This is a genomic window from Streptomyces sp. NPDC057253 (genome assembly GCF_042669125.1).
Classification (GTDB): Bacteria; Actinomycetota; Actinomycetes; order Streptomycetales; family Streptomycetaceae; genus Streptomyces.
The window spans coordinates 19,423-33,524 of the sequence record NZ_JBHUXV010000008.1 but is presented as its reverse complement, the minus strand read 5'-3'; the positions used below and the strand labels follow the sequence as shown (position 1 = coordinate 33,524).

At 71.4% G+C, this 14,102-nt stretch carries 10 protein-coding genes; 8 read left to right on the top strand and 2 right to left on the bottom strand.

Annotated features, from left to right (window positions below):
* Positions 1-17: 17 nt before the first annotated feature.
* Positions 18-1,148 carry an acyl-CoA dehydrogenase family protein gene (locus ACFULQ_RS06200; protein WP_383538827.1) on the bottom strand — a complete coding sequence of 377 codons (1,131 nt, stop codon included), beginning with the start codon at positions 1,146-1,148 and terminating at the stop codon, positions 18-20.
* Positions 1,149-1,192: 44 nt separating this feature from the next.
* Positions 1,193-1,987 carry an SDR family NAD(P)-dependent oxidoreductase gene (locus ACFULQ_RS06195; protein ID WP_383538825.1) on the bottom strand — a complete coding sequence of 265 codons (795 nt, stop codon included), beginning with the start codon at positions 1,985-1,987 and terminating at the stop codon, positions 1,193-1,195.
* Between the two features lie 61 nt (positions 1,988-2,048).
* On the opposite strand from ACFULQ_RS06195, the gene ACFULQ_RS06190 reads away from it, so the two are divergent.
* The 8 genes from ACFULQ_RS06190 (at position 2,049) to ACFULQ_RS06155 (ending at position 14,081) form a co-directional block, all read left to right on the top strand.
* Entirely contained in the window at positions 2,049-3,134 is a 1,086-nt protein-coding gene (locus ACFULQ_RS06190) for an NAD(P)-dependent alcohol dehydrogenase (RefSeq protein WP_383538822.1), read from the top strand.
* A 61-nt stretch (positions 3,135-3,195) separates the two neighbouring features.
* Positions 3,196-4,560: an FAD-dependent oxidoreductase gene (locus tag ACFULQ_RS06185; protein WP_383538820.1), complete on the top strand. Its 1,365-nt coding sequence runs from the start codon at positions 3,196-3,198 to the stop codon at positions 4,558-4,560.
* Between the two features lie 165 nt (positions 4,561-4,725).
* The gene (locus ACFULQ_RS06180; protein WP_383538817.1) at positions 4,726-5,595 is read left to right on the top strand and encodes a branched-chain amino acid ABC transporter permease; all 870 of its coding nucleotides are present in this window, start codon (positions 4,726-4,728) and stop codon (positions 5,593-5,595) included.
* A gap of 12 nt (positions 5,596-5,607) precedes the next feature.
* Positions 5,608-8,136, top strand: a complete 2,529-nt coding sequence (locus ACFULQ_RS06175) for an ATP-binding cassette domain-containing protein (protein ID WP_383538814.1) — start codon at positions 5,608-5,610, stop codon at positions 8,134-8,136.
* 16 nt (positions 8,137-8,152) lie between these two features.
* Positions 8,153-9,361, top strand: coding sequence for an ABC transporter substrate-binding protein (locus ACFULQ_RS06170; protein WP_383538811.1), 1,209 nt, complete (start codon positions 8,153-8,155; stop codon positions 9,359-9,361).
* A 253-nt stretch (positions 9,362-9,614) separates the two neighbouring features.
* A complete protein-coding gene (locus ACFULQ_RS06165; protein WP_383538809.1) occupies positions 9,615-11,714 on the top strand; it encodes a nitrate- and nitrite sensing domain-containing protein in 2,100 nt (699 codons plus the stop codon).
* A gap of 72 nt (positions 11,715-11,786) precedes the next feature.
* A complete protein-coding gene (locus ACFULQ_RS06160; protein WP_383538808.1) occupies positions 11,787-12,326 on the top strand; it encodes a GNAT family N-acetyltransferase in 540 nt (179 codons plus the stop codon).
* Positions 12,327-12,407: 81 nt separating this feature from the next.
* The gene (locus tag ACFULQ_RS06155; protein ID WP_383539096.1) at positions 12,408-14,081 is read left to right on the top strand and encodes a glycosyltransferase; all 1,674 of its coding nucleotides are present in this window, start codon (positions 12,408-12,410) and stop codon (positions 14,079-14,081) included.
* Positions 14,082-14,102 lie beyond the last annotated feature (21 nt).

Here is a 14,102-nt window from a genome sequence, read left to right as displayed (position 1 = left end):
TGGACGGGAGGCGTCGGTCAGTCGGGGCCGGCGAGACCGACCAGTGGCGCGAGCCGCCGACGGTGGTCGTCGGCCGTGCCGAACAGCGCCTCGTCGGCGCGCGCCCGGCGCAGATAGAGATGGGCGGAGTGCTCCCAGGTGAAGCCGATCCCGCCGTGGAGCTGGACGTATTCCGCGGTGGCCAGCCGGTAGGCCTCGGTGCAGGCCACCGCCGCGGCACTCGCGGCCACCGGCAGCCCGTCGGTCCGCCGGGCCAGACAGGCGCTCGCGTACGCCGCTGCCGACCGGGCCCCTTCGACCGCGACGAGCAGGTCGGCCAGCCGGTGCTTGACCGCTTGGAACGAACCGATGGGCCGCCCGAACTGGGTTCGCCGCACCACATGGGCGAGTACGGCGTCCAGGGCGTGCGCACTGCCGCCGACGTGCTCGGCGGCCAGTGCCACCCGCCCCGCGTCCCGGACACGCTCCACGACGCCCGACGCCCCTGGGGGTTCGCCGACGGGTTCTGCCGGTGCGCCACGGAAGCGTACGAGCGCCTGCCTGCGGGTGGGGTCGAGGACGTGACGGGCCGTACGCTCACAGCTCGCGCCGTCGGGCTCGCAGGCGAACAGCCGCTCCCCGTCCGGCGCGCGGGCCAGGACCAGCAACAGCTCGGCCCCCTCCCCGTCCGGCACGAAGTCGGCCTCGCCGCGCAGCACCCAGCCGCGGGGCCCGCGCTCGGCGCTGATGTCCGCCCGGTGCAGGAACCCGGCGACCGTCGCGGTCACCGCACCCGAGGCGATCCCGGGAAGCCACCGTGCACAGGCCCGCCGGTCGTCACTGCCCACCAGGGCCTCACCGGCCAGCACGACCGTGCTGAACAGCGGTAGGGGACACAGCACGCGTCCGGTCTCCTCCAGCGCCACGGCGAGTTCGGCGAAGGTGTAGCCGGCTCCGCCGTACTCCTCGGGGACGGCGAGCCCGTGCACGCCGATCTCGGTGGCGAGCCGCTCCCACAGAGCCCGGTCGTAGCCGCGCGGGCCTGCGACCTGCTCGCGGATCCGGTCCGGCCCGCAGCTCTCGGAGAGCAAGTCCCGCAGAACGGTACGCAGTTGCCGTCGCTCTTCCGTCTCCACCAGCATCCCGGGATCCGCATCGAGCCGAAACATGAGAACCTCCCTTCCGCACGCCCCATCGGGGGCGCGGGGCCTGTTCACACCGTGAACCGCCCGCCGTTCGCCAGCAGCACGGCGCCCACCAGATTCACCGCCCCCTCCCCCGCCAGGAACAGGGCGACCTCGGCGATCTCCTCCGCCGTGGCGTACGGCCGCACCCGCGGATCGGCGAATCCCTGCCGAAGGGCAGCCGGCGTCCGTGCCGCCATCCCCGTCTCCGTCGGCCCCGGGGCCACCGTGTTGACGCGGACGCCGAACGCGATCGCCTCCTTCGCGACGGACTGGCTCAGCGCGTGCGCCCCCGCCTTGGAGGCCGCGTAGTGCGGATAGCCGGTCTGGGTGTCGAAGGCCGACGAGGACCCGACCGTGACGACGGTCCCGGACCGCCGGGGCGCCATGACCCGCAGGGCGGCGCGCAGGACATGGAACGTGCCGTCCAGGTTGACGCGCATGACCCGCCGCCAGGCCTCGTCGCCGAGCCGGGCCGTCACCTGCGGCGGCCGGTCGGCGACCAGGGCCTCGGCGATCCACTCCTTGGCCTCGGGATCGTCGACGCCTGCCGCGTGCACCAGCACGTCGAGGCGACCGTGCCGCCGTACGACCTCGTCGAAGGCCTGGTCGACCCGGGCCGCTTCGGCCACGTCGAGCACCATCGCGTGCCCCTTCGGCAGTTCCTTCGCCACGGCCTCGACCGCGGCTGCGTCGACGTCCGCGGCGAAGACCTCGGCGCCGCGCGCGGCCAGTCGACGGGCGACGGCGGCGCCGATGCCGGATCCCGCGCCGGTGACGAGCGCGATCCGCCCCTCGAAGTGACTCGGGTGTTCCTCGTCCATGCCGGGCCACCACCCTGTCGATGTCTACTGAACTGACTTCATTTTTGTTACTGTGGCTCGTATGTCAACAGGCAGGACGAGAGCGGTCCGGCTGACCCGTTGGGGCGGCCCACCGGTCCTCACCGAGGTGGCCCCGCCCGTCCCCACGGGCGAAGAGGTCCTGATCCAGGTGGAGGCGGCCGGCCTGTGCCGCTCCGACCTCCACGTCATCGACGCCGGCCCGGACGACCTCCCGTACCTCGTCCCCTTCACCCTCGGGCACGAGACCGCGGGACGAGTGGTGCGGCGCGGACCGCTGGCCGGGGGTCCGGGGATCGGTGAGCGTGTGGTGGTCTACGGCCCCTGGGGCTGCGGGAGTTGCGCACGTTGCCGGGCGGGCGCGGAGAACTACTGCGACCGGCGCCTGGCTCTGGACGTGGCCCGCACGGGTACCGGGCCGGGTCTCGGACGCGACGGCGGGATGGCCGACCTGCTGCTCGTGCCGTCGGGGCGGCTGCTGGTCCCGGTGGGCGACCTGGACGCCGTCCAGGCTGCGCCGCTGTCGGACGCCGGACTCACCGCGTACCACTCGGTGAACACGGTCCGGCACGCGCTGGGCGACGGCACCGCCGTGGTCGTGCTCGGCGTGGGCGGGCTGGGGCATCTGGCCGTCCAGATCCTGCGCGCCACGACGAACGCCGAGGTGCTGGCCGTGGACGTACGGGAGGAGGCGCTCGCCCTGGCCCACGAGTGCGGCGCGCACTTCGGGACGCTCCTGCGCCCCGACACCGCGGCGGTCCTGCGGGATCGGACGGGAGGTGTCGGAGCGGTGGCGGTGCTCGACTTCGTCGGCAGCCGCTCCAGTCTCGACCCGGCCGTGGCGGTGCTGCGGCCGGGCGGGGAGCTTGCGGTGGTGGGCAGCGGCGGCGGGGAACTGACGGTCCGCAAACCCGGCGCGCTGCCTCCCGGAACGCGGATCTCGCTGCCGTTCTGGGGCACCCTGCCCGAGCTGGAGGCCGTGGTCTCGCTGGCACGCGAGGGCGTCCTGAGGGTGGAGGTCGAGCGCTTCCCGCTCTCCGGCGCCCTGGAGGCCCTCGCGAGGCTGCGCTCCGGTGACGTACGGGGTCGCGCGGTCCTGGTGCCCGACCAGTCTGACCGAAACCCGTAGTTCCGTCCGCGCACAGCACACCTCTCGACTCCAGAAGTGAGTTCAATTAGCGTCTTGTTCCATGGACGACGAGACAGTGGATCTGTTGGTGGTGGGCGGCGGCATGGCCGGTCTCTCGGCCGCCGCCCGGGTGGCCGCCGAGGGCGGCTCGGTGGTTCTGGTGGAGAAGGCGGACCGCCCGGGCGGCTCAGCGCGCTTCGCCGGATTCGTCTGGACGGCCCCGACGGTCGAGGAGTTGCGCCGGGTGAACCCCGACGGCGATCCGGAGCTGGCCGCGGCGCTCCTGGACGGGTTCGCCGAGGGTGTGGAGTGGATCCGCTCGCTGGGGGTGGAGTGCCGGCCGCCGGTGCCCGTGCTCGGCTTCGGCCGCGGACACCAGGTGGACACCAACCACTACCTCGACACCTGCGAGCGGTTGATCCGCGAGCGCGGGCAGCAGGTGCTGACCGGCACCCGGACCACTTCGCTCGTCGTGGAGAACGGTATGGTCAAGGGCGCGGTCTGCCTGCTGCCGGACGGTTCCGAGCGCCGTATCGAGTCGAGATGGACCCTGCTGGCGACCGGCGGCTTCCAGGGGGACCGGGCCCTGCGCGCGGAGCATGTGCACCCCAGGGCCGCGGACATCGAACTACGCGCCAACCCGCACAGCAGGGGCGACGGACTCGCGCTCGGGCGCTCCGCGGGCGCGGACTTCGGCGCGAAGGACGCAGGATTCTACGGCCACTTGATGCCGGCGGGCGTCTCGCTGGCCGACCCGGCGCGCTTCGTCGACCTGGCGCTCTACTACAGCGAGCACGCCCTGTTGTTCGACACGACGGGCGAGCGGTTCGTCGACGAGACGGTCGGCGACCACCTGACCGCGATGGCCCTGCTGGAACGGCCGCAGGCGCGCGGGCTGCTGGTCGCCGACGCGCGGGTGCACCGGGAGTGGATCAGCGCGTCCTACGTGGCGGGCATCCCGGGCGTCGACAAGTTCCAGCTGTGCCACCGCGCCGGGGCCCGCAGCGCGGTGGCGGACAGCCTGGCGGACTTCGCGTCGATGCCCGAGGAGTGGGGCTATCCCGGGGCCACGGTCCGCGACCGCATCGCGGACTTCAACGCCACCGTGCGCAGCGGCGGCGCGACGACACCCGACCGGCTGCTCGACCGGCAGCCCCTCGACGAGCCGCCGTTCTACGCCGTCGAGGCGGCCCCGGCGATCACGTTCACCTTCGGCGGGCTGCTCATCGACGCGGGCGCGCATGCCCTGTCCGCGGACGGCGACGGGGCCGGCCGGCGCCGCGTGCCCGGCCAGCTCGTGGCCGGGGCGGACGCCGGCGGACTCTACCGGCGCGCGTACGCGGGCGGACTCGCGCCCGCCCTGGTCTTCGGCCTGGCCGCGGCGCGCACCGCGCTCACCGAGTCACCGGCCGACCTCGCGCACTGAGCCGAAGCCGGGGCCACCGGAGACAAATCCGGTGCACGAGGCTTGCCCGTCCGGCACCCGAGTGCCTAGCTTACTGAAGTGAGTTCACTTTAACTCTGCGGTTCGTGAAGTGATCATGCCTTGTGCATGGATGGCGCGAACACGCTCTTCCTCTAGGGAGGGACTGTGAGTCAGTTCCTGCTTGTCCTGGTCAGCGGTGTGGCCAGTGGAGCCGTGTACGGCCTCATGGGCCTCGGGCTGGTCATCATCTACCGGGCCACCGACGTCGTGAACTTCGCGATGGCCTCGCTCGCGACCCTCGGTCTGTACGTGGCGGTCTCGCTCCACGACCGCGGAGTCGCCCTGGTGCTCGGCGTCCTCGCCGCCGTCGCCCTCACCGTCGCGGCCGGTCTGCTCGTCCGCGAGACGGTGATCCGGCCCCTGGGCCAGGGCCAGTTGTTCTCCGCGCTCGTGGTCACGATGGGCGTGTCCCTGATCGCGGAGAGCACGGCCGGGTCGATCTGGGGCGACCAGCCCAAGGCCTTCCCCAGCCTCGTCGAGGGATCGGTGCGCTGGTCGGGGGCCGCGGTGCCGGTCCAGAGCCTGCTGACGATCGCGGTCGCCGCCGTGGCGATGGGCCTGGTCGGCTACCTCTTCGCCCGCACCACACTCGGCTCCGCCATGCGCGCCGTCGCCGAGTCCGCCGACACCGCCCGCGTGGTCGGGCTCGGCGCACAGCGCCTGGCGCGCATCTCCTGGGCGCTCGGCCTGAGCCTGGCCGCCCTCGCCGCGTGTCTGTACGCACCGCGGTCGGGGCTCGTACCCACCGCGCTGGTCGCACCCCTGTTCCGGGCCTTCGCCGGGATCTTCCTGGGCGGCCTGACCAGCATGTACGGCGCCGTCCTGGGCGGGCTGACCATCGGGGTCCTGGACAACCTGGCGGCGAACTACGTCTCCGCCAGCTTCCGGGACACCTTCGTGTTCTCGTTCACCGTGCTGGTCCTGCTGATCCGTCCGCAGGGCATGTTCGGCACCCGCACCTTCCAACGGGTCTGAGGGGTCGCATCCATGGTCTTCAACCGTTCCCTCCTGGCGCGGGCCGCCCTCGGCCCGGCCGCCGGCGCGGTGCTCATGGCGTTCATGGCAGCCGGCGCGATCCCCGCCTACCAGATGTACTCGGTGGGACTCGCGGCCGTGTACACGATCGTGGTGCTGTCGGTCGGCCTGCTCGCCGGCTGGTCCGGGATCTGGTCGGTGGGGCATCCCGCCTTCTTCGCCATCGGCGCCTACTTCGCGGCGTACGGCAGCGGACACGACTGGCCCCTGGAAGCCGTGATCCTCGGTGCGGTCGCCACCGGCGCCGCCCTCGGCGCCTTCCTGGGATACGCCGGCGCCAGGTTCTCGGTGCTCTACATCGCCCTGCTCACCCTCGCCTTCACCATGGTGACCCTGGAACTGGTCAACCGCTGGAGCAGCGTGACCGGCGGCGACCAGGGGGTCCCGGTCGTCCAGCTGCGCAGCGCCCTGGGCCTCGGCACCCTCCTGGGCGGCAGCACCGAGTCCCAGTACCTCGCGGTCGGGGCGGCCGCCGTGGTGCTCGCGCTGGCGGTTCCGGCCGCCGCCTCGGGTCTGCGGATGCGGCTGGTGGCCGCCAAGTCGCACCCGTTGGCCGCCCGGACGATCGGCATCGCGCCGGAGGCGCAGTCGTCGCTGTCGTTCACGGTGAGCGGGGCGTGCACCTGCTTCGCCGGTGTGCTGCTCGGCCTGCTCACCGGCTTCGTCAGCCCGGACCCCTTCTCGCTGGCCTTCGGGATCTCGCTCATCGGGGCCTGTGTGCTCGGCGGGGTCGGCACCGTCCTCGGGGCCGTGGCCGGCGGTGTCTATCTGACCTGGAACCCGCAGCTGTCGTCCGCCGTCGGACTGCCGCAACCCGTGGTGCAGGGCCTCGTCCTGATCGGGGTGCTGCTCTTCCTGCCGGGCGGGGTGGTGCCGTTCCTGGCCAAGCCGGCACGCAGTCTCCTGCGTCGGGTGCTGCCCCAACCGGAGGGCCAACTCCCCTCACCCGTGGCCGAGTCGGCGGACTCCGCGCCGCTGCGGCCCCCCGCCGACGGCCCCGTCCTGCTGCGTCTGGAGCACGTGTCGGTGTCGTACGGCGGACTCACGGCCCTGGAGGACGCCTCCCTGTCCCTGCGGAGCAGCGAGGTGCTGGCGGTCATCGGACCCAACGGCGCGGGAAAGACCACCCTGTTGAACGCCGTGTCCGGGCTGACCGGCAACGGCCGGGTGAGCGGCGGCGCCGACTTCGGCGGGCGGCCCCTGCTGAAGGCCAGGGCCACGGCCCGACGGCGGCTGGGCATCGGCCGTACGTTCCAGCACGCGGAGGTCTTCTCCGAACTCACCGTCGCCGAGAACGTGTTGTGCACCCGCCGCCGGATCACCGCCCGGGACCGGGCCGAGGTGGCGCGGCTGCTGCACTCGGTGGGTCTCGCCCAGGTCGCCGACCGCCGCCCCGGCGAGCTGCCGTTCGGACTCCAGAAGCGCCTCGACCTCGCCCGCGCGATGGCCGGGAAGCCTGAACTGCTGGTCCTGGACGAGCCGTTCGGAGGCCTGGACGCGGACGAACGGGCGCTGCTGGCGCGGCACATCAGGAGGCTGCACGCCGACGGCACCGCCGTCCTCGTCATCGACCACGTCCTCGACGACCTCTTCTCCGTCGCCGACCGGGTGCTCGCCTTCGACTTCGGCCGCACGATCGGCGAGGGCACACCGGACACCGTCCTGCGGGACCCGAAGGTGCGGTCGTCGTATCTGGGAACGGTCGACGGCCGGACCCGGCCCCCCGAGCACGTCGGCGACCGGAGCATGATCCGACTGCGCGGGATCGGCCACACGTACGGCGGTGTGGTCGCCCTGCGCGACATCGACCTGGAGGTCCGCCAGGGGGTCGTGCTGGGCATCGCCGGAGCCAACGGCGCGGGCAAGAGCACCCTGGCCGGAGTCCTGCACGGCTCGCTGCGCCCCACCCGCGGCGCCCGGGACACGGACGGAGCCCTCCGCGCCAGTCTGGCGCCCGAGGGCCGGGCCCTCTTCAAGACGCTGTCCCTGCGCGAGAACCTCGACGTCGCGGCGTACGCGGCGGGCATCACCGGCGCGCCGCTGCGCGCCCGACTTGAGGAGACCGTCGAGTGGCTGCCGGCCCGGCTGCGCGACCGGATGAACGCCACCGCCGGCGGACTGTCCGGCGGGGAACAGCAGATGCTCGCCATCGCGCGGGCCCTGATCGTCGCCCCGGACGTCCTGATCGTCGACGAGCCCGCGCTGGGCCTGGCCCCGGCACTCGTCGACGAGGTCTACGACCGGCTGGCCCGGCTGGCCCACGACGGACTGACCGTGGTCGTGCTCGAACAGCTGCTCAGCCGGGCGATGTCCGTCTGCCACGAGGTGGCCGTCCTGCACGAGGGCGTGATCGCGGCCCACGGACGGCCGGGCGACCCGGCGTTCGCCGGCCTAGCCGAAGAGGCGTACTTCGATGGCGGCCCACAAGCCGCCACCCACAGGGCGACCGCCCCGCGCACTTCCCCAGTCGAGATCCCGTAGTCGAACGAGGTGGACCGTGTTCCGGACTATCAAGAGATTCCGCCGCGCCGCGGGAACGACGGCCGTGCTGGCCGCGGTGGCGCTGACCGCCAACGCCTGCGCGGGCAACGACTCCACGGGAGCCGGCAGTGGCTCCTCGGAGATCCACATCGGGGCGTGGCTGCCGCTCACCGGCGCCACCGCCTCGTACGGAGTGCCTGAGAAGGCGGGTGCCGACGCCTACTTCAAGATGATCAACGCGCAGGGCGGCATCAACGGGCGCAAGGTCAAGTGGACCGTCGAGGACAACGCGGCCGACCCGCAGCAGACCGTGCAGATCGCCCGTGAACTCGTCGGCCAGGACAAGGTCGTGGCCATCGTGAACGCCAACGGCACCGCACAGGCGGAGGCGGCCTTCCCGTTCGTCCTCAACCAGTCCAAGGTGCCGGTCCTCAACGAGGTGGGCGGCGCCGAGAACTGGTACAAGCCGCCGCGGCCGGGCCTGTTCGGCACCCAGACCCTCTACGAGGACCAGGCCGCGGCGATCGCGGCGTGGGCGGTGCAGGACGGTGCGAAGAAGATCCTCGTCGTGCACAGCGACCCGGCGGCGTTCGTGAACGTGGCCGAGCAGGTGGCGCCCGTGGCGAAGAAGGTGGATCCGTCGGTGGAGGTGCAGCGGCTCGCGGTCAAGTACCAGACCACCGACTACACCCCGGTGATCAGCAAGGTGAAGGCCGCGAAACCCCAGGCCGTGATCGTGATCCTCACCTCCCCGGAGGCGGCGGCCTTCCTCAAGGAGGCCAAGCTCCAGGGGCTTTCGCTGCCCACCTATGCCTACGCGCCCGTGGCCGCCGAGTCGACGATCTCGCTGGCCAAGGACGCCGCCGAGGGGCTCAAGGCCGTACAGCTGGTGAAGGCGCCCTCGGACGACGACCCCGCGGTGAAGGAGTTCCGCACCGCGATGGCCAAGTACGAGCCCGGCCAGGACGCCGGCTTCCTCGCCCTGTGGGGCTGGAGCAACGCGAAGGTGTTCGCCGAGATAACGAAGACCATCAAGGGCGCCGTCACCTCCCAGTCCATCGCGGCCGCGTACCAGAAGGCGTCCTCCGTGGACCCGGGGGTGTCCCCGGTGATGAAGTTCAGCACGAGCGACCATCTGGGCACCCGCAGTGTGCAACGGGTGGTCGTGAAGAACGGCGTCTGGACATCGGTCGGCGGCTTCTACACGCCGCCGACGCGGGACTGACGCGCGGTTCCGCAGGCTGGGTGGCCCGGGAGGGAGGGTGGTCTCGCTGTGGGGCGAGGCCACCAAGAATCCATGTGCTCACGGAGACTCACACCTCTGTAACGGTTCAACTGCGCACAGTTTTGGTTAAGTCACGGTCGGAAGTGAAAGCGGAGTGCTAGACATCGGACGGACCATCTTTGGTCAACTCCCTGTGACCGCCCCGTCGAGGAGAGAGTCGGACGCGAGGCGGAACTGAGCGGATAGGACGACCGTGTCGCACACCCCCACCCCCTCGCGCCGAAGATTCGGTGCGCGCAACCTGCGTGTGGCCCAGAAACTCCAGGCCATCCTGTTGATCCCGGTGCTCGTCGCCCTCGCCCTCGGCGGCGTCCGGGTCAAACGCACCGTCGACACCTGGCAGACCGCCGAGGACGCGGTCCGCGTGGCCGAGCTGGTGCAGGCCGCCAACAAGTACGCCAGTGACGCCATCAACGAACGCGACGTCTCCGTCATCCCGTTGGTCAAGGGCGACCGGCACTCCGCCACGGTCGCCAAGGCCCGGCGGATCACCGACGAGGACGCCAAGAAGTTCGACGCGGCGGTCAAGCGCATGCCGAGGACCGCCGGCCTGGAGCGCCGGATCAAGCTCGTGCGCCAAGGCGAGAAGCAGCTCGCCGCGGTGCGCGCGAACGCCTTCACCCCCCGACTGACCGGTGTGCAGACCGAGGAGAGCTACCACGCGGTGCAGCACCCGCTGATGGAGATCTCCAACGAGCTGGGCTTCGGCATCACCAGCCAGTCGTCCTACGGCCGTACCCTGTACGCCGTCTCGCTCACCCAGGCCGCCGAGTCGCTGATCCGCGCCATCGGCACCCACCTCCTCGTCGAGGACCGCAGCAAGCTGGCCAAGGGCGAACTCCAGTCCCAGCTCGGCTCGTTCAGCTCCTACGTCTACCTCGAACAGATCGGCCTCCGGGAATACGCGGGGTTCGCCGGCACCGCCGAGACGACCCGGTTGCGCGAGGCGCTGGAGGCCGCGCGGAAGAAGGGACAGCAGCTGGCCTCTCAGGCACGGACGCAGGCCGAGGCGGCCGGCCAGACCTTCGCGGCCCCGCCGGACCTGGAGACGATGACCCGTGCCATCGCCTCCGGCGCGACGGCGGCGCAACTCGCCAAGAAGGGCATCACACCTGAGGCCTTCTTCGCGGCCTACACGCTCGGATTCGACGCCTACCGCAGCGTCGAGGTGTACCTGACCGACACCGCGCTGGCCAAGGCGCACACCATCGCCGACAACGCCCGCAACGACGCGATCCTCAATGCCGCGCTCGTGCTCGCCGCCGTCCTCGCCGCCTTCCTCCTCGCCAACTCGGTGGCCCGCACGATGAGCACCAGCATGCGCCGGCTCAGCGCCTCCGCCCACGAGATCGCCGCCCAGCGGCTGCCGGCCCGGCTGACCCAGCTCACCCGCGCCATCCCGGGCAGGGTGGAGAACGACGTGGAACCGATCCCGATCACCACCACGGACGAGATCGGAGAGGTCGCCCGCGCCTTCGACCACGTGCACCGCGAGGCCGTCCGGCTCGCCGCCGAACAGGCCCTGCTGCGCGCCAACATCAACACGATCTTCAGCAACCTGGCCCGCCGCAGCCAGTCCCTGATCGAGCGTCAGCTCTCCATGATCACGGATCTGGAGGGCAAGGAGGCCGATCCCGACCAGCTGGAGAACCTGTTCCAGCTCGACCATCTCGCCACCCGGGTACGGCGCAACGGCGAGAACCTCCTGGTGCTGAGCGGCGAGGTCCCCGCCCAGCAGTGGGACCAGCCGCTGCCCCTGGTCGACGTCATCCGCGCCGCGGTCTCGGAGGTGGAGCAGTACGAGCGCATCCAGATCGCCGGTGTCCCGGAGACCCAGATCGACGGGCGGGCCGTGAACGACCTGGTGCACCTGCTCGCCGAGCTCCTGGAGAACGCCACCACCTTCTCCTCACCGCTCGTGCCGGTGCATGTCACCGCCACGCGGCTGCCGGACGGCAGGATCATGCTGGAGATCCACGACAGGGGAATCGGTATGCCCCCCGAGGAGCTGGCGGAGATCAACCGGAATCTCGCCGAACCACCCATCGTGGACGCCTCGATCTCCCAGCGCATGGGGCTGTTCGTGGTGGGCCGGCTGGCCGACCGGCACGGCATCCGCGCCCAGTTGCGCCCCGCCGACGAAGGTCAGGGCACGACGACCCTGGTGATGCTGCCCGACACGATCACCCATCGAGCGGCGACAGCGGAACCCGACCCCGACACCATGGCCCTCGTCGCATTCGTGGACAGCCGCTTCACCGAGGCCACCACATGGACCGACGAACCGAACTGATGCCACGTCAGAGCCCGCGCCGGGGTCAACTCCCCTGCCACGGGTCGGTGATCGTTCTGTTAGCGTGCGCCGATGGATGTTCTGGAACACGTCACCTGGCCGCCCGAGCCGATCAGGACCGAGCGGCTCGTGCTGCGCGAGCCCGAGGCACGCGACCGTACGACCTTCATCGAGTTGCTCACCTCGGCGCAGGTGCACACCTACCTGGGCGGCCCCCGCCTGCGTGCCGAACTCGAGCGCGAGACGCCTGCGGTGCCGCAGCGGTGGCCGGGCAGTTTCGTCGTCGAGCTGGACGGAACGATGATCGGCCACGTCCTGCTCAGAAGAGCGACCGGGCACCGCCGGCCGGCCGCCGCGGGCAAGGCCGATCTCGGCTACCTGTTCCTGCCGCGGGCGTGGGGATTCGGGTACGCCGCGGAGGCGTGCGCGGCGGCACTGGCCTGGTTCGACGGCGTTCTCCCCGGCGAGCCGGTGGTGCTCACCACCCAGTCCGCCAACGTCCGTTCGATGCACCTCGCGGCGAAGCTGGGGTTCACCGAGGTGGAGCGGTTCGAGGCGTGGGAGGCCGAGCAGTGGCTCGGCATGCGGACACCGGACCGAATCGTTCCGTAAGACAACTGTCAAACACCGTACAACTTCTCCCCAACAACACATGTCTGACGCAAAGACCGCAGGTGTTGTTTGGGGGAAAACTTGATCAAGGTGAGCGTTGTCGTACCGATCTACAACGCCGGTCCCTACGTTGAGCGTTGCGCGCCGTCACTCGTCAACCAGAGCCTCGGAGCGGACGCTTACGAGGTCGTGTACGTCGATGACGGGTCCACGGACGACTCGGCCGCACGCCTTCGACGGCTGGCCGACACGCATCCGCACGTCCGGGTCTACGAGCAGGAGAACTCCGGCTGGCCCGGCAGGCCACGGAACGTCGGCGTCGACCGGGCCAGGGGGAAGTACGTCCAATTCGTCGACCAGGACGACGAGTTGTCGTACGAGGCGCTGGAGCGGATGTACGCCCTGGCCGAGCGCAATGGTTCGGACATCGTGCTCGGGAAGGTCCACGGCACGATGCAGGGGCCCAGCAATGTGTTCAAGCGGACGGTCGAGCGGTGCACCGCCGCCGACGCGCCGCTCTTCGAGAGCCTGACTCCGCACAAGATGTTCCGCCGGGACTTCCTGCGCGAGCACGCGATCCGCTTCCCGGAGGGGCGGGTCAGGCTGGAGGACCAGTTGTTCATGGCGCGCACCTATGTGCGGGCAAAAACGGTGTCGATACTCGGCGACTACCCCTGCTACCGCTGGAACCGGCGTGAGGACGGCGGCAACAACAGCAGCCGTCGGATCACCGCCGACGACTACTACGGCCATCTGGACAACGTCGTGGAGGCGATCAAGGAGGGGACGGAGCCGGGCGAGCTCCAGGACCGGCTGCTGCGCCGCTCGTACCGGGTGGAGCTGCTCCGGCCGGTGAGCGAGCCCCGGGTGCTCCGGCGGACCGGGAAGGATCTGGAGGAGTACTTCACCACCGTCCGCCGGATGGCGATGACCAGCTATCCGCCGGGGGTGCGCGAGGGGCTCCCGGCGATCAGCGCGTTACGCGCGGAGCTGCTCGTCCAGGACCGGCTGGACTCACTGATCGAACTCGCCCGCCGCACCGAGCGGATCAAGGCGCACGTCGACGTGGACGACATGCGCTGGCGCAACGGCAAGCTGGTGATCCGGACCCGGCTCGGCATGGTCAAGGCCGACGGCGAGCCGCTGACCGTCGTTGAGCGCGCCGGACGGATGCTGCTCGACCCCGAACTCCTCGACGGCATCCCGGGAGCCGAGGACTGGGAGGTCCGCGACCCCTTCTCGCACGCGTACGGGGAGCTCATCGTGCACGACACCGTCGGCAACCACTGGTGGTACCCCGACGGGGAGTTGACGCCGACTCTGGAATCCCTCGGTGGCGGCCGCCACCGGGTCGTGGTCGCCGGTGAGACGGTCATCGACCCGCTGACCCTCGCCGGGAACGGGCCCCTCGCGAGCGGTGCCCACCAGGTCTGGGCCAGCGGGCAGTTGCTGGGCGTCGGTCGCCGTCCGCGGCTGGCCGTAGCCCCGGGCCGCACCCGCGTCTCGCTGGGCGCCATCGCCGTGGGCACGCCACCACGCCTCGTCTCCCCCACCTGGGCCGGCCCCGGCGGTCAGCTGCGGCTCACCGTCGGCGGCATCGGCCGGATCGGCACCACCCGCCGCGTCGTACTGCGCACCACCGCCGACCACCGGCTGCGCCACGGCGTCCGCGAGGTGCTGAGGCGCCTCCCCAACGGCGTCCGCGACAACGTCCGCGCCGCGGCGCGCCGGGCGGAGCGCCGGATGCTGCGGTAGCCCCAGCGGCACGGGGAGCCC